The following is a 22,707-nucleotide window of genomic DNA, read 5'->3' as shown; positions in this document are numbered from 1 at the left end:
TTAGACAAACGCACCGCCCTCTACTATTAATTAAAGTTCACTTACACTGAAAAGAGAACTGAGAGGAACTTATTTATGAAGAAACAAAAACGAGATCTTCATCAAAGAGCGTATGTGCGTGGCTATCGTGCCGGTATGGCCGGACGTTCAAAAGGCCTATCGCAACAGTGTCACTCTTCCGCTCGACCCGATTGGTTAGCCGGTTGGCGTGAAGGTCGCGTAGACATGTGGGATGGTCTCACCCCAGTTGACGGCACTTACAAAGCTGCCGGTTTTTCTCAGTCAACCACTTAATTCTTAAAGGAGGCCAGTCTAACCGACTGGCCTTTTCGTTTACTTACCTAAGTGGTTTTCGCGAATATAACCATCAGTGGCGGCAATCGCTTCATGAACTAACTCTGGGCCTCGATAAATAAAGCCAGAGTAAATTTGTACAAGTTTAGCACCCGCTTGCATTTTTTCGGCCGCATCCGCACCTGACAAAATACCACCCACGCCAATTACTGGCAGTTCATTCTGTAAATGATCACACAGTACGCGCACTACATGAGTTGAAGCATCACGCACTGGCGCGCCACTTAATCCACCAGCTTCGTTTGCGTGTTCATGACCGATAACAGCTGTACGTGATAATGTCGTATTGGTCGCAATGATTGCATCGATTTTTTGATCGACAAGGGTATCCGCTACCATTTTAATTTCATCATCGCTCATGTCTGGGGCAATTTTAACAGCTAATGGTACTCGACGCCCGTGTTCATCTGCATAACGCTGCTTCGCTTCCACCAGTGGCGCAATCAACTGCGCTAAACTATCGCCAAACTGAAGCGACCGAAGCCCTGGTGTATTGGGAGAGCTAATGTTCGCAGTGATGTAATCCGCATAAGGAATTACCTGTTCAAGACATGCCAAGTAATCCGCTGCCGCCCCTTCTACCGACGTGCTCAAATTTTTACCGATATTCACACCCAGCACACCTTTATAGTTGTGCTTGCGAATACGTGCCACCATATGGTCTACGCCTTTATTATTGAACCCCATGCGGTTGATGATCGCGTCATGCTCTGGCAAGCGAAAAAGACGCGGTTTGGGATTACCAGCCTGACCTTTTGGTGTGACAGTACCTACTTCCACAAAACCAAACCCCAATGCCCCCAGCGCTTCAAACGCATCGGCATTTTTATCAAGGCCTGCCGCAAGTCCAACTGCATTTGGAAAATCAATCCCCATCACATTCACCGGCGTTGCCGCTTCCTCGTGAGCGTATAAAGATGTCAAGCCTAGGCGGGCTGATGCACCTAGTACATCCAGCGACAATTCATGGGATACTTCGGGATCTAATTTAAACAGCAGGGAACGTGCTAAATTGTACATATGGGTCAGCCTAATGATCATTTAAATAAAAGGGTTAAAATAGTTTATCAATATTGACAAGTTTCTTGTTGTCATCGAATTCAATCTGAAAAGCGCCATAAACACCTTTGTGCGTGACGAAACGTTGAAAAATCGACAGAGGAAGTTGGATCATGCGTCCATCTCGACTTTTTGCCACTAAATACTTCACCGAGCCTTGATACATTTCCTTGTATTTATAAGCAGGTAGACTTATATCGACAGTAACTGTTGCCATGATTTACCTTGGGTTCAACGCTTCTTGGATCATTCTTAGCAGAACTTGCCCAAGAAGAGGTTTTAACTTAGATGCGATGCTGGTTATTATATTGTCTCAACGGGTATTTTGACAGCAGTATAAGGGCTTACAGAAGTATGGAAGCAGTCATTGATCGACTAAAAGAGCACTTAAATCATGCCATTGTTGGGCAAGAGTCATTAATTAATGATCTATTAATTGGGCTTATCGCCAAAGGCCATGTGTTATTAGAAGGGCCTCCTGGCATTGCTAAGACGACAGCTGCTAAGGCATTAGCAAAAACCATTGATGCAAGCTTTCAACGCATTCAGTTCACGCCTGACTTGCTTCCTGGTGACGTCACTGGCTCTGATATATATCAGCAACATACTGGACAGTTTCAGTTCACCCTTGGCCCAATCATGCACGACATTGTCCTAGCGGATGAAATCAATCGCGCACCAGCAAAAGTACAATCGGCTTTACTCGAAGCAATGGGCGAGCGACAAATTACCGTTGGTAACACCACTTACCCACTGTCAGCGCAATTTTTTGTCATTGCGACACAAAACCCCATCGAACAAGAAGGTACGTACCCCCTTCCTGAGGCGCAACTTGATCGTTTTCTGATGAAAATTCAAGTTGACTATCCTGACATGGAAACCGAACTTAAAGTTTTACGGTTGATCCGCGAGCAGGACAAATTTTCTAATACAGAAGCGCCAGCAGCCGTACTAAGTTTGGAAGACATTTCATCACTGCAAAAAGCAGCACTGAACATATACATGGCAGACTCAGTTGAGCAGTACATCGTGCACCTTGTCATGGCAACCCGTCATCCGGAAAAGTACTTTGAAGACGATGGTCAGATGGGCAGCTTGATTGATTTTGGCGTGAGCCCACGCGCAACACTTGCGCTAGACCGTTGCGCACGTGCTCATGCACTGCTTGCTGGGCGAGATTTTGTTACGCCAGATGATGTGCGCGGCGTTATTCATAACGTTTTTCGTCACAGAATTGTTTCATCATTTCAGGCTGTTGCGCAAAACATTAGCAACGATCAGTTAATCAATAGGATTTTAACCCAAGTGCCCGTGCTTTAATTTATGGATACTCTGCTTAGCCCTATCTCACCAGAATTAACTCAAGCCCATATTTTGGAACTAGCCGCCGTAGCAAACGCATTAGGCAAAGCTCGTTCAATGCGCCGTGCTCGTTTGCGATCAGGCAGCATTATTAGTAAAAAGCGAGGTCACGGCTTAGAGCTGCACGAAATACGACCTTATGATGTTAGCGACGAAGCTCGCCATATGGACTGGCGCGTCACAGCGCGTACTGGTATTGCACATACTCGAGTGTACACGGAGGATGTGGAGCATCGTACATTGATTCTATTCAGCCTATCGCCAGACGCTTACTTTGGCACTCAAACCACATTCATCAGTACACGCCTAGCTCAACTGGCTGCCATCATTGCATGGCGCAGTTATGCCCAACGAGAAAACGTCGGTTTTGTCAGTCAAAACGACAATCAGTTCTGCATCACGCCAAACATTAAAGACTGGCGCTTTTTCAGCGAACAGCTTGCGCACGCGACCCTCATTAAACAACGAGCGCTGCAACCGGCGGCCTATCAAATGCCCAATTTAAGTCAATTTAAGGGCTACTCGGTCATTGTGCTCAGTGATCACATTGCAATGGATGAGACAAACAAAGCCCATCTTCAACGATTAGCTCAGCACAATCGCGTGCATTGGGTATCTGTTGAGGACGCTAGCGCTTTTTGTCTGCCAAACGGACACTATCAATTTGCCAATCAGAGCACCAAAAGTACGCTGCATATAAGCAGTGCGCAGCGTTCTGCTGCACAGCAGCATTTTGCAAAGCTCGCTCAACAACATGAAAGCTTATTGACACAACTTGGGGTCGGTCATTATGTATTTGATGTCAATCATTCACCGATAGCGATCACCACCGAGCTGCTAGCACGTGGAGTCTTACACTGATGTCCGACGCTATTGAATTACCAAATACGGCCTATTTGCTGCCAGACGCGATTCCTAATTGGCCCCCTGTCTGGTGGTCTTGGATCGTTTTGGCTGCTTTCCTGTTGTTGATTGCCGTCATCATTACCATAGCAATACTTCGACATAAACACAGAGCCTATCGCCGTGAAGCATTACAAGCGCTCAATGAAGTCAAGCAAGCCTCAGATAAAGCGTTAGTCGAAGGCTGTATCAGCGTAATTAAGCGCTGCCTCATCACCGAAGGTCATGAGCCACTGGCAAGCTGCACAACTAAAGCGTTACTCCCTATTTTAGATAAACAGCTCAAACGAGCAAAATGGTCATTCGCAGAGTTCGAACAGATCTTTACCGAAGACCTGTATCGTCCAGACAGTCAACTTACAGCGCAACAGCGATCAAATCTAGTCCGGCTAACAAGCTATTGGATAAGGAAGCACCATGCTTGATTTACAATGGCCTTGGGCGCTACTTCTACTCCCTTTGCCGTTCTTTTTTTTGTGGCGAGCCCGTGGCAAAAACGCCAATGCCACACACATTTATTGGCGCCATAGCCAATTTTTAGCTAAGGCACCACAGCACCATGGCCGCAATCGCATTAGGCTGACTTTGATTCTTCTTATGTGTGCTTGGCTAACCATAGTGCTGGCCCTTTCACGTCCCGCTTGGCTTGGAGAAGCAACACAAATCCCGCCAACTGGTAGAGACCTATTAATTGCATTAGATTTGTCCGGTAGCATGCAAATCTCTGATATGACTCTAAATGACCGTACAGCCGATCGCTTGAGCGCCGCCAAAGAAGTGCTTTCTCAATTTATTAGAGAACGCCGTGGTGACCGTATTGGTATTATTGTATTTGGCAGCAAAGCCTACCTTCAAGCACCGTTAAGCTATGATTTAGAAACCATCAATCAATTAATTCAGGAAAGCCAAATTGGCTTTGCTGGAGAACAAACTGCGATTGGTGATGCGATTGGGCTAGGCATTAAGCGTCTACAGGACAAACCTGCTGATCAAAAAGTGCTTATCCTCATGACCGACGGCGCTAATACAGCGGGACGAGTTAGCCCTTTGCAAGCAGCTGACTATGCGGCCAAACAAGGTGTTACCATTCATACCATCGGGATTGGTGCTGAACACATGATCAGGCCAGGTTTTTTCGGCCCAAAGGTCGTCAACCCTTCCAGTGATTTGGATGAACCCTTACTCACTAACATTGCTCACTTAACAGGCGGACAGTTTTTCAGAGCACGCAGCACTCAAGAATTACGTCAAGTCTATGTGCTTCTAGATAAATTAGAGCCCATACCTTCCAGTGATATTTTACAACGCCCTAAAACCACCCTTTTCCATTGGCTGGGCGCGCTTTCCTTACTGTTTGTGGCTGTCGCTTTACTCGCAACACGACGCCTAGACTTTTCTTTAGGGGGACGAACATGACATTGTTCGACTGGATACATTTCACTCGTCCAGACTGGCTTCTGTTGATTCCCATTATTTGGTTCTTAAGCCGTTTGATTCGCTTCAAATCTACAAACAATGCTATAAAATCAACGGTTGCGCCACACCTGTTGCCATACCTTACCAATGTACAAAATTCACAAGGAGCGCAAAGATGGCTGGGCTTAACCTGCATCAGTCTACTTGTGATAGGGCTTTCGGGCATCAGTTTTAGTAAAACTCAAACGCCTCTTTATACGGCAAACCAAAAGACAGTCTTCATCGTCGACCAATCCTTGTCTCTGTATGCCACAGATATACGTCCCAATCGCCTAACACGCGTTAAACAGATTATGCGAGACATCATCAATGGTTCACTTGAAGGAGATTTTGCTTTGGTGGCCTACGCTGGTGACGCATACATCGTCAGCCCATTCACTCAAGACCGAGAGACACTCACTCACTTCCTTGTTGCGCTAGACCCTTTAATCATGCCAATTTATGGTAGCAATCTAGCGGACGGGCTCAGGCAGGCTTTAACGCTAGTAGATCCAAAGGACGCCCCGTACACCACATTTGTGGTACTTACTGATGACTTACAAGACAAGGATGTGCCACTCCTTAGCCAAGTCTCTGAGCAACATATCGCCCTAGATGTCATTAGTGTTGGTACACCGGAAGGCGCTCCCATGCAACTGCCTGATGGGCAAACGCTTCGCCCTCAGGGCATCACGGCGATGCCAAAAACGCCAATAGAACAAATCGAACAAGTCACCCTCGAAGTAGGCGGCCATTATTACTCGCACAACTCCGATATCAGCAAATTGGGGGAGATTGGTCAGCATGCGCAGCAAACTTCTGACGCACGTAGCTCCGATATCACAGGGATTACTTGGCAAGAACAAGGACATTGGTTCGCGCTGCCATTTTTAGCTTGGCTACTATGGCAATTCCGTAGTGGTGCCTTGATTGCACTGGTTATTATCGTGCTTAACCCATTCACACCAAGTTACGCATCACCATTGGATTGGATCAAAACTAACGATCAAAAAGCGCAACAAGCCGTCAATCAGGGCGATTGGGAGAGTGCAGCCAAACTGTTCGAAGATCCGCGCTGGAAAGCTGCCAGCCAATACGCTCAAGGCTCCTATGCCGATACCGCCAAAACTATTGCGCCGCTCGCCAATTCTGCTTCCGACTTTTATAATTTAGGCAATGCTCTGGCCATGAGCAAGGATTTACCTGCTGCTCTAGAGGCTTACAAGCAAGCCTTAAAACTCAATCCTGATTTTAAGGAAGCTAAGGAAAATCTTGGCTACGTGCAAAAACAACTCGAAAAACAGCAGTCTAAAGAGGACTCTGACAATAGCCCGAAAGACAATACCAACGAAGATTCGCAGGCTCCGCAAAGTAACTCAGACAATCAAAAATCTGACGACAGTAATAAAGACTCCGAGAATAGCGAGCAAAAACAAGACAACAATTCCGAAAAGCAGGATAATCAAAACCCTGAACAAGGGGCTGCACAAGTCGAATCGAAAGCTGACAACACCAGCAGTATGGAAGAACAACAAGCCCTAGAACAATGGCTACGCCAAATTCAAGATGACCCTGGCACATTGTTACAACGAAAACTTTGGTACTTGCATCAGGAAAGACGCAACGAAAATCGCTTTAAACAAGAGGAAGGCCAACAACCATGGTAACCCACTTACCATCACCATCAAGAGCTGCAATGCAGATCATCGCATTTGTGACGGCTCTATTCTTTGCTCACTTGGCGCACGCTGATCAAGTGACTGCCGCCCTCGATAAAAACGTTGTCAGTGAGAACGAAATTGTCCAGCTTACGATACGAACAGATTTTACCAATACCGGCAACGGCCCCGATTTATCTGCTTTAAAACGTGATTTTGAAATTTTAAGCCGCAGTCAAAACAGTCAGTTTAGCTTTAACCTTGGCACGAATCAGGCCCTTAATTTTTGGGTCGTCACCTTAATGCCAAAGGCCGTGGGCAACTTCCAAATCCCGCCCATAAAGGTCGGCGAAAAAGCCTCCGATCCTCTATATCTTGAAGTAAAACCCGCGCAGCAAATGACAGATCGTAATGGCAATCCATTAGTCATGCTGAAGTTTCATGCCAGTACACTGGAGCCCTATGTTCAACAACAGGTATTACTGACATTAGAGCTTTATACGGCGGTTCCACTGCAAAATCCGAGCATGTCCAATCCTAACCACCCTAACCTTCTTACTGAGCGTTTAATTGATGATCAAATGCGCTACGAAGACATTGATGGCACATCTTATCAAGTGATAACTCGAGAATACGTAGCATTTCCTCAACGAAGCGGCACCATTGAGTTAAACAACCAAAGTATTGAAGCCATCGTGAATACTCGAAATGGTACGCGAAAAATCAATATTAAAAGCCTACCCATAACACTTAACGCATTACCGATCCCAGCATCTTATGGCAATTCTAATTGGCTACCCACCGATGCAGTGGCCGTTCGCTCGATGGTATCGAATACGGTTAGTAATCCACGTATTGGAGATACCTTAATTTGGGAAATAGACATTACCGCTCAAGGTGTCCTAGGCGAACAACTGCCAACATTAAACTTTGCCAGCACACGCGCTTATAAACTCTATCCAACCTCCCCTACTTATGAGACGAATAAATCCATTAACGGCGTCTCTGGTCATGAAGCCATGCGTATTGAGGTCGTTCCCACTCAAGCGGGTCCACTTGAGTTACCCATTGTAGAAGTGAATTATTGGGATCCTATTTCGCGATCCATTAAAACGGCCAGAGCCAATGCGCAAGTCATTGACATTGCTCCGCTGCCCTATGGCGCTGTCGATTCAAATAATACACAGCAACAATCGACAGAAACGACTAATACGCCAAACAACGGTTCAACTGAGATTCCACCGCAATCAACGTCTGTCGCGCCGATATCTTTAGCAAAGCCCAAAGCCAAATCAGCACCGATTCCAGAGGGTACTGAAGAACCTACTGATCTAAATGTCGTTCTCACGCCAAACAATGAAAGCGGAAGTTCTTGGAAAGTCATTCTAGCGACGCTCATGCTTGGCTTTGGTGTAGCTGGGATTGGCGCTTGGTTATGGATGCGTCGAAAGGCCAATTCCCGTACAAATCCAAAAGGCGAAGTCCCTACACTGGAAGAGTTTGCTCCACTTACTTCTGGCAATGAGGACGCAGCCTATCAACAATTACTGCATAGCTGTCGTGACAACGACTTAAGCACACTTCGTTTGCGTTTATTAGAGTGGGCAAGACACCGCTGGGGAGACAACGCGATTCGCGGTGTGGATGACATCAAACGATTGTCCAACTCACCACACTTAACCCAGCTTTTAATGGAAGCTGAATTGGTCATGTATTCATCGTCAGCGTCTTCTCAATGGCACGGCGACGCGTTAGCCGACGCACTCGAAGAATATGTCACAGGTCAGCCCAAACCATCTCAAGCTAGCCAACTAAAGACGCTGTATCCGAACTTTTAAGTTTTCTGGAGTCATAACATGAATTTGAATCACCAAACTGGCATTACTGCCGAAGCATCCAGTGATGCTTCTTTTATTTTATTAGATGCTGTCGAAGGTAAAGAAGCTTCGCTTCGCCAAGCGCTGGCGTCATGTCCAGAGTTAATCTGTGCCGTACAAAATCAGTTTCCTGATGCGCAATTGCATGCAGCTATTGGTTTTTCGACCCACTGTTTTTATCGAATTACCCAATGTGAGCCGCCAAAAGAACTGGCTCCATTCCCGAGTTTTTCAGGCCCATTTCTAAGCGTTAAAGACGAAGCCTATGATCTTATAATGCATATTCGATCTAATCGACACGATGCTACTCACACGCTTGCACTAACACTTTTTAAAGCTATGTCTGACAGTGTAAAATTGCGTACACAAACTCAATGCTTTAAATACTTGGATAATCGAGATTTTACTGGCTTTGTGGATGGCACCGAAAATCCTGAGGGTGAAGATCGTGCCGCTGTCGCATTAGTCGGTGATGAAGATTCAGATTATCAAGGTGGCTCATATCTGAATTACATGAAGTTTGTTCACGACTTGGAAAAATGGGAACACCAAGAGCTAAAAATACAAGAAGATACTTATGGTCGCACTAAGTATGACAATGAGGAATATGCTTCTGCAGAGAAGTCTCCTCATGCCCATACAAAACGAACTTCTCTAAAAGATGAGCAAGGCCAATCTCTGGAAATTCTACGTCAAAGCATGCCGTTTGGTGACTTGCATGAGCAAGGCTTGGTCTTTGTTAGCTACTCAAAAACCCCCGTCATTTTTGATCTGATGCTACAAAGCATGATCCAAGGCGATGAGCATGGCCATGCAGACCACCTAATGCAATACACTCACGCTTCAAGTGGGAGTGCTTTTTATATTCCAACGCCAGAGTTCCTTAAACGCCTAGCGTAATGACAATCCGTAGCACTTATTTACCAAGCGCAAAAACAAAAAAACCACGCCAAGGCGTGGTTTTTCATATGAACTAACACTTAGTTACGTACAATCTCCGCTGCATTCTGCAAAGATTCTTGTTGCGCACGCATCGTCATATTGGTCAGCGTTTGTGATAAGTAGTTCTCATAAATCTCTTTTTGAGATGCTTCCACACTGCCGTCACCTTGAATGACTTCAGTTAGACGAATCGCGACCAAATCACCATTTCCTGCGGACTCAACACCTACTGAACTTTCACCCTCAGCAGGATGTGGCAACCCAAATGCTAATGCAGCCACTTCATCTTGACCACGTTCAGCGTTTTTCACCGTTGTCCAATCACCTTCGCCAGACGCTAACGCCGCGTTCGCGGTAGCTTGCAACGCCTCAACTGCTTTTTGCTGAACCACAATCGAAGCAATCACATCTTTCGCCTCATCGAACGTTTGTTGAGCAGCGGCTTTATGATCATTTACATGAACAACGACAACCTCTTCATCACTCAACTCGATCAAATCACTGTTGTGACCATCTTCTAACACCGTTGGGCTGTAAGCCGCTGAAATAACAGATGGAGACGACGTAATTTCATCATTACCACCATCACGACCAAAGTAATCCGTTGTCAAAATAGCCACACCGTATTCACTTGATATAGCAGAAAGGTCATCACTGGCATACGCTAAATCAGTGATCGTTTCATGCTCTTCCAACAGTTTGTCTTTGGCCTTTTGAGCCACCAAATCAGACATTAGTTCATCACGCATATCATCAAGTGATGGCGCAGATGTTTCACTGATCTCATTTAATTGAATAAGGTGATAACCGAATTCTGTTTCCACAGAATCCACTTGACCCGCCTCCATTGCAAACAACTTATCTTCAAACGGCCCCACCATGATGCCGCGACTTACATAACCCAAGTCACCGCCATTATCTTTTGAGCCAAGGTCATCGGAATATTCTGACGCTAATTGAGAAAATGATTCACCATTTGCCAGCTTATCTTGAACTTCTGCAAGACGCGCTTGCGCCTCCTCGTCTGAACGAGAAGATGTGTCTATTAAGATATGAGACGCTTCACGCTCTTCACCTTGGAAGTTTGCAACACGTGCGTCATAAGCATCTTTCAATTCAGCATCCGTCACTTCTACTTGACTCTGCAAGTCAGCAGCGGAAACCACAACATAATCCAATTTCACTTGCTCAGGCGATACAAAACTAGCGCTGTTTTCATCGTAGTAAGCTTGCAACTCTTCATCTGAGACATTGACTTGTTCAGTCTTTTGAGCCAACGAATATCGAATGAAATCATAACTACGCTTTTGATTTTGCAACTCAACAATCGACTCAACTTGACTAGGCAAAATAAATTCCGAACCAGCCAATGCGTTACGGGTTTGCTGAATCAGTACGTCTTGCTTAATACGCTCTTTAAACGCTAAAGGCGTAAAACCCAAAGACCGAATAAAGTTCAAGTACTTGCTCTGATCAAATACGCCATCTGTTTGGAACTGCTCAGCTTGAACTAGGTAAGCATCTACTTGCGCGTCCGACACACCTAAATTTAAGCTTTCCGCCTGATTCATCAAAACAGCACGCTGAATCAACTCATCCAATGCACGACGTTGCAATGCATTTTCTTCCAGCATAGCAGGATCAATTTGACCACCCATCATAGAAATAAGTTGACGGCGCTGAGTCTCAGAAGCCCGTAATAGCTCACTGCGAGTAATTTCTTTGCCATCTACCTCAGCAACTGTGTCGGTTGATGTAAAGCTTTGTACCAATGCTTCAACACCAAATAGAGCAAACGTCACAATCACAACACCAATAATGACCTTAACGATAACACCTTGTGACTTGTCTCTTATATCTTGGAGCATGTTGCCTCCACCTCAAAAACTGTAATCTGTAAAACAAAAAAGGTGTATTCCGCTGGGAACACACCTCTTTGCTCTAATGGCGGAACGGACGGGACTCGAACCCGCGACCCCCTGCGTGACAGGCAGGTATTCTAACCAACTGAACTACCGCTCCATGTTCATTAGTTCACTGCGTCTTTAAGGCCTTTACCGGCTTTGAAGCTAGGAACCTTAGCAGCGCTGATTTGGATTTCTTCACCAGTTTGAGGGTTACGACCTGTACGCGCCGCACGCTCTTTTACTGAGAAAGTACCAAAACCAACTAAAGTTACTTGGTCGCCTTTTGCTAGTGCTTCTTCGATTGCAGTCAAAGTTGCATCTAGTGCATTACTTGCAGCAGCTTTAGATAAGTCTGCGGACGTGGCAATAGCATCAATCAATTCTGATTTATTCACGTTCTACCCCTTCAGTATTCTCGTGGTTCCTTGGTATTTTTAATTCGACCAAACGTAACGGTCGATGCAGATGAGCCTTTATACAAGCCTATCTTAGGCCCTGTCAACACAGGGTTTGGCCTAATGATGACTCACAGATTCTTGTTCATCAACAGTTTTTTCCTTTGCTGACACAGTTTCTTCACTTTTTGGTGAAGGAACGTACTCTAATGCCACATCTAAGACCTCATCAATCCATTTCACTGGCACAATTTCCAGATCCGCTTTGATATTGTCCGGAATTTCTTTTAGGTCACGCGTGTTTTCCTGCGGAATTAGCACTGTTTTAATACCACCACGATGTGCCGCAAGCAGCTTTTCTTTGAGCCCACCAATTGGCAATACTTCACCACGCAACGTAATCTCGCCTGTCATGGCCACAGAAGCCTTCACAGGCACTTTCGCCAAGACTGATACTATCGCAGTACACATAGCAATACCGGCACTAGGACCATCCTTAGGCGTTGCTCCTTCCGGTACGTGCAAATGCAAATCTACTTTTTCATGGAAGTCTTCTGCGATACCCAATCCCGATGCTCGACTGCGAACTACCGTTAAAGCAGCTTGAATCGATTCCTGCATGACATCACCAAGAGAACCGGTCTTAACATGGCGACCTTTACCCGGCACACCCGCCGCTTCGATGGTCAACAGCTCGCCACCTACAGAAGTCCAAGCCAATCCGGTCACTTGACCGATTTGGTTATTTTCCTCCGCCTTGCCGTAGCTAAATTTATGCACGCCACAGTACTCTTCAAGGCTCTCTGAAGTAACACTGACCGCATCATTACTTTTCTTCAACGTTTGTTCTTTAACAACCCGTCGGCATACCTTGCTTAGCTCACGCTCAAGACCACGCACACCTGCTTCTTTGGTGTAATAACGAATCACATCCATCAGAGCCTCATCAGAAACCTCGATTTCAGTGTCTTTCAAACCGCTTAACTTAACTTGCTTAGGCAATAAGTAACGTTTCGCTATATTAAGTTTTTCATCTTCGGTGTAACCAGGAATACGGATGATTTCCATACGATCCATTAATGGACCAGGAATATTCATGCTATTCGATGTACAAATAAACATAACATCTGACAGATCATAATCGACTTCTAGATAATGATCGCTAAATGTATGATTTTGCTCTGGATCAAGCACCTCAAGTAACGCAGAAGCAGGATCACCCCGTTGGTCCATGCCCATTTTGTCAATTTCATCCAGCAAGAACAGCGGGTTTTTGACTTTCACTTTAGCCAACTTCTGAACTAATTTACCTGGCATAGAGCCGATGTAAGTACGACGGTGACCACGAATCTCAGATTCATCACGTACACCACCTAACGCCATACGAACATACTTACGATTAACGGCACGGGCAATCGATTGACCAAGAGATGTCTTACCAACACCTGGAGGCCCTACCAGACACAACACAGGGCCTTTTACCTTCTTAACGCGCTGCTGAACCGCCAAGAATTCTAAGATACGGTCTTTCACATCCTGCAAGCCGAAGTGATCTTCGTTAAGGACTTTTTCAGCATACGCAAGGTCGTTACGTACTTTTGAGCGTTTAGACCATGGCAACGAAACTAACCAGTCAATGTAACCTCGCACCACGGTCGCTTCGGCCGACATAGGTGACATCATTTTCAGTTTCTTAAGTTCGGCTTCAGCCTTTTCTGTTGCCTCAGCTGACATTTTTGCTTCGGTGATCTTTTCCTGAAGAAGATCAAGCTCGTTACTGCCCTCATCCATGTCACCTAATTCTTTCTGAATGGCTTTCATTTGCTCATTCAAATAGTATTCGCGCTGACTTTTTTCCATTTGTTTCTTAACGCGACTGCGGATGTTCTTCTCTAGATGGGCGATATCTAGCTCACCATCCATCAAGCCCATCAAATGCTCGCCACGCTCCACCAATGAGCTTAACTGAAGCGCATGCTGCTTATCTTCAAGCTTTAGGCTCATATGGCCAGCAATGGAATCAATCAGTTTGGATAGATCATCAATAGACTTAAGAGAGGTAACCACCTCACTTGGAATACGTTTGCTACCGGCAACATACTCATCAAGCTGTTTAATCAATGCATTTCGAATGGCAGGATACTCAGACTCATCATCTTCCGCTTCAGCAAGTTGCTCAATCGTAGCCATAACCCATTCAGCGCCATCTTCCAGTGCTTGAAGCTCAGCACGATACTGCCCCTCCACCAGAACCTTAACGGTTCCATCTGGCAAGCGCAGTAACTGGATAACTTTCGCTACCGTACCAATGGTGTACAGATCTTCCTGTTTTGGGTCATCTTTGGAGGCATCTTGCTGTGCAACAAGAAACACCATCTTGTCACCATCCATTGCAGACTCAAGCGCAGCAATAGACTTTTTTCGACCGACAAATAACGGCAAAACCATATGCGGATACACGACAACATCGCGTAGCGGCAACATAGGCAAATTTTTAGAATCAGACTCAGACATAATTACTTCCAACTGGACATCAGCATACGCAACGCTGATGAGTGACTTAACTTCGATGATTTAGAGATAAGGTCAACCAGGTAAAAATGCAAGCGTTCAGAGAGGAAATAGAAGAAAAAGAGGGGAATAAAGCAATATTTCGCTTACGACCACTAGTCGCAAGCGAAATTTGTTTAGAAATTAACCATTTGAGGCGTCTTTCAACTCACTTTCAAGCACCATTAATGGCGCTGAATCACCACGGATAGACGAGCCATCCATAACGACTTTAGCAACGTCAGTACGATTAGGAAGCTCGTACATACACTCAAGCAATGATGACTCAAGAATGCTTCGTAGACCTCGAGCACCCGTTTTACGCTCCAACGCCAAATGGGCGGCTTCACGCAATGACTCATCGGTAAACTCAAGCTCAACACCTTCCAACTCAAATAGGTGCTGATATTGTTTTGTCAAAGCATTCTTAGGTTGACTCAAGATCGTCATAAGCGCTTCTTCATCCAGTTCAGAAAGCGTTGCTACGACAGGCAAGCGACCAACAAACTCAGGAATCAGACCAAACTTCACTAGATCTTCTGTTTCTACTTGGTGCACGGCTTCGGAGAAAGAGCGATCTTTCTCTTTACTCTTCACCGTCGCTTTAAAGCCAATACTACTCTTTTCAGTACGATCACTGATGACACGCTCAAGACCAGCAAAAGCACCACCACAAATAAACAGAATATTTGAGGTATCAACTTGAACAAACTCTTGCTGTGGATGCTTACGGCCACCTTGCGGCGGAACCGAAGCAACTGTACCTTCAATCAACTTCAACAATGCTTGCTGAACACCCTCACCTGATACATCACGTGTAATAGACGGATTGTCAGACTTACGAGAAATTTTATCAATTTCGTCGATGTAGACAATGCCACGCTGCGCTTTATCGACATCGTAATCACAGTTTTGCAGAAGCTTCTGAATGATGTTTTCAACATCTTCACCCACATAACCTGCTTCTGTTAATGTGGTCGCATCAGCAATTGTGAAAGGTACATCCAAAACACGTGCAAGCGTCTGTGCTAACAGGGTTTTACCACTACCAGTCGGACCAATCAGCAAGATATTACTCTTACCTAGCTCTATATCTTTGTTTGCTAAACCTTGATGGCGCAAACGCTTGTAATGATTATATACGGCTACCGCTAACACTTTTTTAGCGCGCTCTTGCCCGATCACATAATCATCTAACGATGCAGCCAGTTTCGCAGGCGTCGGCAATTCGTCTTTTTCTTCAGACTCACCATCACCTTGCAACAGTTCTTGAGTAATGATGTTATTGCATAAATCAACACATTCATTACAGATATACACCGAAGGGCCGGCAATTAGTTTTTTAACCTCATCCTGACTCTTTCCACAGAAAGAGCAGTACAACAACCGATCAGAATGGTCGCCGCGGCTATATTTATCATCAGACATTAAAGTCCACCCTTATTATGCTTCGCGTTTTTCTAGGATATCGTCAATTAAACCGTAATCTTTAGCCGCTTGCGGGCTCATAAAATTATCACGGTCTGTATCTTGCGCCACAGTTTCAATCGGCTTACCCGTGTGATGCGCAATGATTTCGTTTAAACGATGCTTAATGCCTAAAATTTCGCGAGTGTGAATTTCGATATCAGAAGCCTGACCTTGGTATCCGCCAAGTGGCTGGTGAATCATGACACGAGAGTTTGGTAGACAGTAACGCTTACCTTCTGCACCGGCAGTTAGCAAAAGTGCCCCCATACTCGCAGCTTGACCAATACACATAGTGCTTACATCAGGCTTGATAAATTGCATAGTATCATAAATTGACATACCAGCTGTTACAGATCCACCCGGAGAGTTAATGTAAAGGTGAATATCTTTATCAGGGTTTTCTGACTCTAAAAACAATAACTGGGCAACCACTAAATTTGCCATGTGATCTTCGACTTGACCCACCAAAAAGATGACACGCTCTTTCAGTAGACGAGAATAAATATCAAAAGATCGTTCACCTCGAGCTGTTTGCTCAATAACCATTGGGACTAGGCCATTACTTGTAATCGCGACAGGGCCAGTTGTAGGGGTCATTAAATTCATATCCTATTCCTTAAAACGAAAAAGCCGGTATAGCTTACGCTATACCGGCCCATGAGAATTATAAGCTAAGCTTATGCTTCTTCAGACTCTTCTGCTTCTGCAGCTTGAGCTTCTGGCTTAATAGCGTCTTCGTAACTTAGAGTTACTTCAGTAATTTTCGCGCTTTCTAGCAGTTTATCAACAACTTGCTCCTCAAGTACAGCAGATTGCACTTGTGCTAGTTGCTCTTTGTTGTTTAGGTAGAATTCAACCACTTGTTGCGGCTCTTGGTAGGCTTGCGCCATATCTTCCAAGAAAGCACGTACACGATCATCTTCTACTGTCAGTTCGTTCTTTTGGATCACTTCAGAGATCAAAAGGCCCAACTTCGCGCGCTTAGTTGCTTCTTCAGAGAACAACTCAGCTGGAAGTTGTGAAGGATCAAAGCCCTCCATGTTACCAAACTGACGAGCTGCTTGTTGACGAAGACCATCAACTTCTTGATCAACCAAAGAAGAAGGAACTTCGATTGGATTCAATGCAACAAGCTGGTCAAACAAAGAGTTCTTAAGCTTACCTTTAACTGCTTGGCTTAGCTCACGCTCCATGTTTTTCTGTACTTCCGCACGTAGACCCGCTAAATCAGAGTTTTCAAGACCGAATTTCGTCGCAAACTCATCGTTTAGTTCAGGAAGTACTTGCTCAGCAACTTCGTGTGCAGTGATTTTAAATGTTGCTTCTTTGCCTGCTAGATGCTCAGCTTGATACTCTTCAGGGAAAGTAACAGAGATTGTACGCTCTTCTCCCGCTTTCATACCAACAATGCCTTCTTCGAAGCCAGGAATCATTGAGTTAGAGCCAAGAACAATCTGATGACCTTCTGCTGCACCACCTTCGAATGCTTCTTCACCTAGGAAACCAACAAAGTCGATTTTCACTTGGTCGCCGTCTTTCGCTTCGCGATCAACTGCAGTCCATTCAGCATTTTGCTTACGCAATGTTTCAAGCATAGTGTCAACATCAGCTTCTGTAACATCAGAAACAACGCGAGTCACTTCGATGCTAGATACATCTGCAAGTTCAACTGTTGGGTAAACTTCAACTTTTGCTACGAATTCTAGATCAGAGCCTTCTTCGATTTTCTTAGGCTCGATTGCAGGCATGCCAGCTGGATTGATTGACTCAGCTTGGATTGCCTCAACGTATGCATCACGCATAACTTGCTCAAGAGTTTCCATACGGATACTTTGACCGTAGCGTTTTTTAACAACGCTTACTGGCACTTTGCCCTTACGGAAACCATCAATTCGAACTGTTTTAGCTGTTTTAGCTACTTCAGCGTTAACTTTTTCATCAATACGTGCAGCAGGAACGCTAATAGTAAGAACGCGTTCAATTGGAGACGTTGTCTCTACAGAAACTTGCATAAAACTTCCTCTTGGGAACGTGCTTTATTTGTTGACGCCGTCGCGATCAAATCACGACTTACTTTAAAGCTCAGTCAACAAGACCAAAAATTGTGAATTACAGTGATCTAGTGGTACGCCTGGAGGGATTCGAACCCCCGACCATCCCCTTAGAAGGGGGATGCTCTATCCAGCTGAGCTACAGGCGCATTTTCTACAACACTAAATAGTGACGCGCTATTATAGGGAAGGAATATAAATCGTCAACTGAAAGACATAAAAAAGCCCAGCAAAGCTGGGCTAAAAATAATAAATGACTTCTTGCAACCAGGGAACATAGAATACAGTGAAGCTTCTTACCTTGGTAACTCAACAGTACAAATATCACAAAAGGAACAAGAGCGATATTAGTCTCGTGCTTATCCCTTTGCAACCAAAATGGAACACAAAAAGACACCTTGCACTATATATGTGCACTTACCACAATACTTACACAATAGCGACTTACCACTTTTATCGTTAGAATAATAAGACTGAAGACATAGGGATCTCGGCATGCAGGTCAAAGCAGTAAAAAATATTGCCGCACAATTATTTCAGCTTATTCGCTTGGTATGGACGAGAGCGTTAAGGCATCAAGTATCGCTTCGGGCGGCACATTTAACTTTAGCAACGCTTTTAGCGGCCGTTCCAATCATTACCATTGTATTCGGGATTTTACGGCTAACGCCCGCTATGGTTGCCATGCAAGACTCTTTAGTGGCTTACGTAGAATCACATCTTGCGCCAGGCAGTAGTAGTACCGTCATCCCTTACCTTTTGACTTTTTCAGAGCAAACAAAAAACCTCCCTGCTGCAGGCATTGCAACACTTATCCTCACGGCGCTATTACTATTAAATAGCTTTGAAGGTTCGGTACAAGCTATCTGGCAAATCAAAAATAAGCGTAACATTCGCGAAAGACTGCTCACGTATTGGGCTATTCTTACTCTCGGCCCTATCATGTTGGCGGTGGTGATGAGTTTATATGGCACCCTACTGTCATACCAAATTAGCGGTGACTATATGCCGACATTCTTAGAGAGTATTTTTGAATTAAGCAGTTATATTGTGTATTTTTTGCTGCTATTTACCATCAATTTTTTGACACCTAATGCTGAAGTTAGGCTGAAACCCACTGCGATTGCTGCACTCATAGGGGGCATCGCCATTGCCACTCTTAATTCAATCTTCGCCAATTTCGCACAATTTTTTGCCAGCTACCAAATTGTCTATGGCGCTTTTGCAGCATTGCCAACCTTCTTAATATGGCTACAAGCCAGCTGGTTAATTATTTTGCTCACCGTCAGTTTAAATGCAACACTCCACAAATTGGATCGCCTTAAAGAGCACGATAAGTTAGAATGATCGGTCAAATTTGTATACAACGACCCAAACAAACCTATGCATACTATTGATGAACTAAAATCGATCCTTAGTGAGGCAGATTGCCTTATTAACGAAGCACAACTTAACGAAGCTCTTGATAAAATGGCTGAGCAAATCTCGGGCGATTTAGCCGAAAAGATGCCGCTCGTTATTTGTGTCATGAATGGCGGCCTACTTCCGACTGCCGCTTTGCTACAGCGCTTACAATTCCCTCTCGAACTTGATTATGTTCACGCTAGTCGTTATGGCCTCGAGACAACAGGAAGCGACTTAAATTGGACACGGTACCCTCAAACAGAGTTCAAAGGACGAGACGTTTTAATCGTGGATGATATTTTTGATCAAGGCCATACTGTCGAAGCAATCATCCAATGGTTTGAAGCTAACGGTGCCAAAAATGTTTACTCTGCAACGGTGGTAAACAAACTGCATGATCGCAAAGTAGAAATGCGTCCAGACTACATCGGCCTAGATGTCGAAGACCGCTTCCTATTTGGCTATGGTATGGACTACCAAGGCTACTTCCGCAACCTTCAAGGTATTTACGCCGTAAAAGGCAAGTAGGACCTAACCGCCTTCTCGCACCAATCACCCCGCGAGACAGACAATAAAAAAGGCGCCGCAGCGCCTTTTTTTGATCAAACACAATACACTTAAAAAACTCGGTTGATGCCATTCAAAGCCGCAACACGATATGCTTCAGCCATAGTTGGATAGTTAAACGTTGTATTCAAGAAATATTTCAACGTATTCAATTCGCCCGGCTGTTTCATAATCGCCTGGCCGATATGCACAATCTCTGACGCTTGGTCGCCAAAACAATGGATACCTAGGATTTCCAGCGTTTCACGATGGAATAAGATCTTCAGCATCCCTACCGCTTCACCCGTAATTTGCGCTCGAGCGGTATTCTTAAAGAATGCACGACCTACTTCGTAAGGTACTTTTTCAGCCGTCAATTCTGCCTCTGTTTTGCCGACAGACGAAATCTCAGGAATCGTATAAATCCCTGTCGGCACCTCAGAAATATAGTGACCACCCTCTAAGCCCAGCATATTAGCCGCGACAGAACGACCTTGATCATAGGCTGCACTGGCAAGACTTGGCCAACCAATTACATCACCTGCAGCGTAAACGTTTTCTACTGCTGTTTGATAGGTATCATTGACCGCTAGTTGACCACGTGAGTTTGTCTCAAGGCCAATATTATCCAACCCTAAGCTTTCTGTATTGCCCGAACGACCATTACAGAACAACATCGCATCAGCACGCAGCTTTTTGCCTGAAGACATATTGACGACCACTTCACGCTCTGAAGCCTCAATCGACTCATAAGTCTCATTATGACGAATTAAGATACCACCATCACGTAAGTGATAGCTCAGTGCATCGGTAATTTCATCATCTAGGAAACTAAGCAACTTTTTGCCTGGGTTAATCAGCTCAACTCTAACACCTAAACCACAGAAAATAGAGGCGTATTCACAACCAATTACCCCTGCACCATAAATGATTAATGATCGCGGAGTATGACTAAGTGTCAAAATGCTGTCAGAGCAATAAATACGAGGATTAGTGAAGTCGATATTGGCTGGGCGATAAGGGCGAGAGCCCGTTGCAATCACCACTTTTTCAGCCACTAATTCTTCTGGACCTTTTTCATAAGTATTCACTTCAATCGTATTGGCATCTTTAAAACGGCCACGACCAAAATACACATCAATTCGGTTACGAGCATAGTATTCCGTACGACCTAATACCTGCTTATCAATAACACGATTAGCGCGATCCAATACCTTAGGAAAAGAGAACCAACGTGGCTCACCAATATCACGGAACATGGGGTTTGTATTGAATGCAATAATTTCTTTTACCGCATGGCGGAGCGCTTTAGAAGGTATTGTGCCTAAGTGCGTACAGCTACCACCCACTCGCGGACTAGCTTCGATGACTGCAACTCGTTTGCCTGCTTTAGCTGCATTCATTGCAGCTCCCTCCCCAGCAGGACCGGTACCAAGTACCACGACATCATAGTGTCTAGTCGTCATAAGATTTTATTACCTCATCTATTTCGTTGCGTCATAAAACTGTTCGTCAGAGACTTCAGCAGCACGTGCTTTTTTTGTTTCCTTCTCGCACTTTCCTTTATCGCCACCGCAAATATCACAAGCCACTTCCATGTTCAAGGCACTCATACCGCCACATGACCCGGAAATTGGCTTACGCCCCATCAGAACACCTACTGCCATGGCAACTACCAAAGCAATCATTAATACAAATGCTAATACAATTGTTGTCATATCTACCTCTTAATTAGGGCTAGTTAGTTAAATAAGGCTTAAATGCATCAGAGTATTCCTCAACAAACCCAGCATCTTCTTTAACCAACATGTAGGCCGCTATATTGAATTTTTGTGCAAATTTCAGGCCTTCAATCGGACCTAGCACTGTAATCGCTGTCGCCAAACCATCAGCTCGGGTAGACGTTGAATCGATTACCGTCACGGAGACCAAACGATGAGTAATTGGCTTACCGGTTGTCGGGTCAATGGTATGAGAATAGCGTACACCGTTTTTTTCAAAATAGTTTCGATAATCTCCTGAGGTCGCGATAGCAACATCACTGGCCGCAATCACTCGCTGCGCTACATTGTGACCACCTGCAGGACTCTCCACACCAACATGCCACAAGCTACCATCTAACTTTCGTCCTGAAGCAAGAATTTCACCACCTACTTCTACAAGATAGTTGCTAACCCCTGATTCTTTCAAGGTACGAGCAACCTCATCTACGCCATACCCTTTTGCGATGGACGATAGATCAACATACACATCATTGGATTTCGTAATGGCATTTCCATCAATACTTACATGCTGATAGCCTACTTTTTGTTGTGCCGCCTCGATGGCACTATCAGAGGGCACCTCATCATTATGCTTACCTGGGCCAAATCCCCAGATATTGACCAGTGGCCCGACGGTTACATCATATTTTCCGCCCGATTGCTCACTGATTTTAAGCGCCTCACCTAAGACATAGGTTAAACCATCAGATGCTTCAATGGTGGTACCAGCAGGCTGCTTGTTGAATTCTGACAGCTCAGACGTTGGGTCATAAGTCGACATCAATTTGTTAACATGAACTAACACACTGTCAACGTTGGATTTTAATTCGTCACGACTTGGACTGTTGGCTGTTGTTATATATTTAACCGTATACGTTGTGCCCATTGTCGGGCCAGAGAAACTAACTTGCTCAGGGGAAAATGAAACGGCTTTAAATAGGATTGTAGCTAAAATGATTGCCACTAAAGCTAGCAAAAGTTTGTTCTTCATAGATACCCAACACATTTACA

Annotated in this window: 21 protein-coding genes and 2 tRNA genes; 10 read left to right on the top strand and 13 right to left on the bottom strand. The window is 44.8% G+C overall.

Translation table 11 applies throughout. The annotated features are described in order from the left end of the window. The first annotated feature begins 75 nt into the window (after positions 1-75). Positions 76-294 carry a ribosome modulation factor gene (gene rmf, locus AYW76_RS11730; RefSeq protein WP_067038695.1) on the top strand — a complete coding sequence of 73 codons (219 nt, stop codon included), beginning with the start codon at positions 76-78 and terminating at the stop codon, positions 292-294. A gap of 39 nt (positions 295-333) precedes the next feature. On the opposite strand, the gene AYW76_RS11725 is transcribed toward rmf, so the two are convergent. Together AYW76_RS11725 and AYW76_RS11720 are read right to left on the bottom strand one after the other, a co-directional pair. Next, positions 334-1,374 (bottom strand): quinone-dependent dihydroorotate dehydrogenase, encoded by a 1,041-nt coding sequence (locus tag AYW76_RS11725; RefSeq protein ID WP_067220199.1) that lies wholly within the window; start codon positions 1,372-1,374, stop codon positions 334-336. Between the two features lie 34 nt (positions 1,375-1,408). Further along, positions 1,409-1,630 carry a DUF2835 domain-containing protein gene (locus AYW76_RS11720; RefSeq protein WP_067038699.1) on the bottom strand — a complete coding sequence of 74 codons (222 nt, stop codon included), beginning with the start codon at positions 1,628-1,630 and terminating at the stop codon, positions 1,409-1,411. A gap of 137 nt (positions 1,631-1,767) precedes the next feature. Between AYW76_RS11720 and AYW76_RS11715 the strand changes: the two genes are divergently transcribed. The 7 genes from AYW76_RS11715 to AYW76_RS11685 are packed head-to-tail and all read left to right on the top strand — an operon-like array spanning position 1,768 to position 9,568. Continuing rightward, complete coding sequence (locus AYW76_RS11715; RefSeq protein ID WP_067220195.1) at positions 1,768-2,733, top strand: AAA family ATPase; 966 nt, start codon at positions 1,768-1,770, stop codon at positions 2,731-2,733. Positions 2,734-2,736: 3 nt separating this feature from the next. Next, positions 2,737-3,636 carry a DUF58 domain-containing protein gene (locus AYW76_RS11710; RefSeq protein ID WP_067220192.1) on the top strand — a complete coding sequence of 300 codons (900 nt, stop codon included), beginning with the start codon at positions 2,737-2,739 and terminating at the stop codon, positions 3,634-3,636. After that, the gene (locus tag AYW76_RS11705) at positions 3,636-4,103 is read left to right on the top strand and encodes a DUF4381 domain-containing protein (protein WP_067038705.1); all 468 of its coding nucleotides are present in this window, start codon (positions 3,636-3,638) and stop codon (positions 4,101-4,103) included. Before AYW76_RS11710 ends, AYW76_RS11705 begins: the two co-directional genes overlap by 1 nt. Next, positions 4,096-5,094: a VWA domain-containing protein gene (locus AYW76_RS11700; protein ID WP_067220189.1), complete on the top strand. Its 999-nt coding sequence runs from the start codon at positions 4,096-4,098 to the stop codon at positions 5,092-5,094. The genes AYW76_RS11705 and AYW76_RS11700 overlap by 8 nt, the downstream gene beginning before the upstream one ends. Next, positions 5,091-6,800 (top strand): vWA domain-containing protein, encoded by a 1,710-nt coding sequence (locus tag AYW76_RS11695; RefSeq protein WP_067220187.1) that lies wholly within the window; start codon positions 5,091-5,093, stop codon positions 6,798-6,800. Before AYW76_RS11700 ends, AYW76_RS11695 begins: the two co-directional genes overlap by 4 nt. 29 nt (positions 6,801-6,829) lie before the next feature. Further along, entirely contained in the window at positions 6,830-8,629 is a 1,800-nt protein-coding gene (locus AYW76_RS11690) for a BatD family protein (protein ID WP_197467813.1), read from the top strand. Positions 8,630-8,647: 18 nt separating this feature from the next. Next, positions 8,648-9,568: a Dyp-type peroxidase gene (locus tag AYW76_RS11685; RefSeq protein WP_067220181.1), complete on the top strand. Its 921-nt coding sequence runs from the start codon at positions 8,648-8,650 to the stop codon at positions 9,566-9,568. A gap of 80 nt (positions 9,569-9,648) precedes the next feature. Here AYW76_RS11685 and AYW76_RS11680 read toward each other — a convergent pair whose 3' ends face one another. The 8 genes from AYW76_RS11680 to AYW76_RS11645 all read right to left on the bottom strand — a co-directional run bounded on the left by AYW76_RS11680 (position 9,649) and on the right by AYW76_RS11645 (position 18,132). Beyond that, on the bottom strand, positions 9,649-11,478 hold the full coding sequence (locus AYW76_RS11680) for a SurA N-terminal domain-containing protein (RefSeq protein WP_067220178.1): 1,830 nt from the start codon (positions 11,476-11,478) through the stop codon (positions 9,649-9,651). Positions 11,479-11,555: 77 nt separating this feature from the next. After that, positions 11,556-11,632, bottom strand: a tRNA-Asp gene (locus tag AYW76_RS11675). A 7-nt stretch (positions 11,633-11,639) separates the two neighbouring features. Next, complete coding sequence (locus tag AYW76_RS11670) at positions 11,640-11,912, bottom strand: HU family DNA-binding protein (RefSeq protein ID WP_067038717.1); 273 nt, start codon at positions 11,910-11,912, stop codon at positions 11,640-11,642. A gap of 120 nt (positions 11,913-12,032) precedes the next feature. Beyond that, a complete protein-coding gene (lon, locus tag AYW76_RS11665; RefSeq protein ID WP_067038719.1) occupies positions 12,033-14,426 on the bottom strand; it encodes an endopeptidase La in 2,394 nt (797 codons plus the stop codon). 180 nt (positions 14,427-14,606) lie between these two features. Further along, the gene (gene clpX / locus AYW76_RS11660; RefSeq protein WP_067220174.1) at positions 14,607-15,890 is read right to left on the bottom strand and encodes an ATP-dependent Clp protease ATP-binding subunit ClpX; all 1,284 of its coding nucleotides are present in this window, start codon (positions 15,888-15,890) and stop codon (positions 14,607-14,609) included. Between the two features lie 15 nt (positions 15,891-15,905). Next, positions 15,906-16,538 (bottom strand): ATP-dependent Clp endopeptidase proteolytic subunit ClpP, encoded by a 633-nt coding sequence (gene clpP, locus AYW76_RS11655; protein WP_067098728.1) that lies wholly within the window; start codon positions 16,536-16,538, stop codon positions 15,906-15,908. Positions 16,539-16,609: 71 nt separating this feature from the next. Beyond that, positions 16,610-17,944, bottom strand: a complete 1,335-nt coding sequence (gene tig / locus AYW76_RS11650; RefSeq protein WP_067220171.1) for a trigger factor — start codon at positions 17,942-17,944, stop codon at positions 16,610-16,612. A 111-nt stretch (positions 17,945-18,055) separates the two neighbouring features. Next, positions 18,056-18,132: transfer RNA gene (locus tag AYW76_RS11645), tRNA-Arg, on the bottom strand. 346 nt (positions 18,133-18,478) lie between these two features. On the opposite strand from AYW76_RS11645, the gene AYW76_RS11640 reads away from it, so the two are divergent. Together AYW76_RS11640 and AYW76_RS11635 are read left to right on the top strand one after the other, a co-directional pair. Beyond that, positions 18,479-19,330, top strand: coding sequence for a YihY family inner membrane protein (locus AYW76_RS11640; protein ID WP_067220167.1), 852 nt, complete (start codon positions 18,479-18,481; stop codon positions 19,328-19,330). A gap of 36 nt (positions 19,331-19,366) precedes the next feature. Further along, positions 19,367-19,915: a hypoxanthine-guanine phosphoribosyltransferase gene (locus AYW76_RS11635; RefSeq protein WP_067220164.1), complete on the top strand. Its 549-nt coding sequence runs from the start codon at positions 19,367-19,369 to the stop codon at positions 19,913-19,915. An 89-nt stretch (positions 19,916-20,004) separates the two neighbouring features. On the opposite strand, the gene sthA is transcribed toward AYW76_RS11635, so the two are convergent. From sthA to AYW76_RS11620, 3 genes are read right to left on the bottom strand one after another with little or no spacing between them, the layout of a single operon-like run. Further along, entirely contained in the window at positions 20,005-21,399 is a 1,395-nt protein-coding gene (gene sthA / locus AYW76_RS11630) for a Si-specific NAD(P)(+) transhydrogenase (RefSeq protein ID WP_067220161.1), read from the bottom strand. 18 nt (positions 21,400-21,417) lie between these two features. After that, the gene (gene nqrM, locus AYW76_RS11625) at positions 21,418-21,651 is read right to left on the bottom strand and encodes a (Na+)-NQR maturation NqrM (RefSeq protein WP_067098715.1); all 234 of its coding nucleotides are present in this window, start codon (positions 21,649-21,651) and stop codon (positions 21,418-21,420) included. Between the two features lie 19 nt (positions 21,652-21,670). Continuing rightward, complete coding sequence (locus AYW76_RS11620; protein ID WP_067220157.1) at positions 21,671-22,687, bottom strand: FAD:protein FMN transferase; 1,017 nt, start codon at positions 22,685-22,687, stop codon at positions 21,671-21,673. Positions 22,688-22,707: the final 20 nt, after the last annotated feature.

Source organism: Marinomonas gallaica (assembly GCF_001639745.1).
GTDB lineage: Bacteria > Pseudomonadota > Gammaproteobacteria > Pseudomonadales > Marinomonadaceae > Marinomonas > Marinomonas gallaica.
The sequence above is the reverse complement of the archived record's forward strand: the minus strand, read 5'-3'. Positions and strand labels throughout refer to the sequence as shown.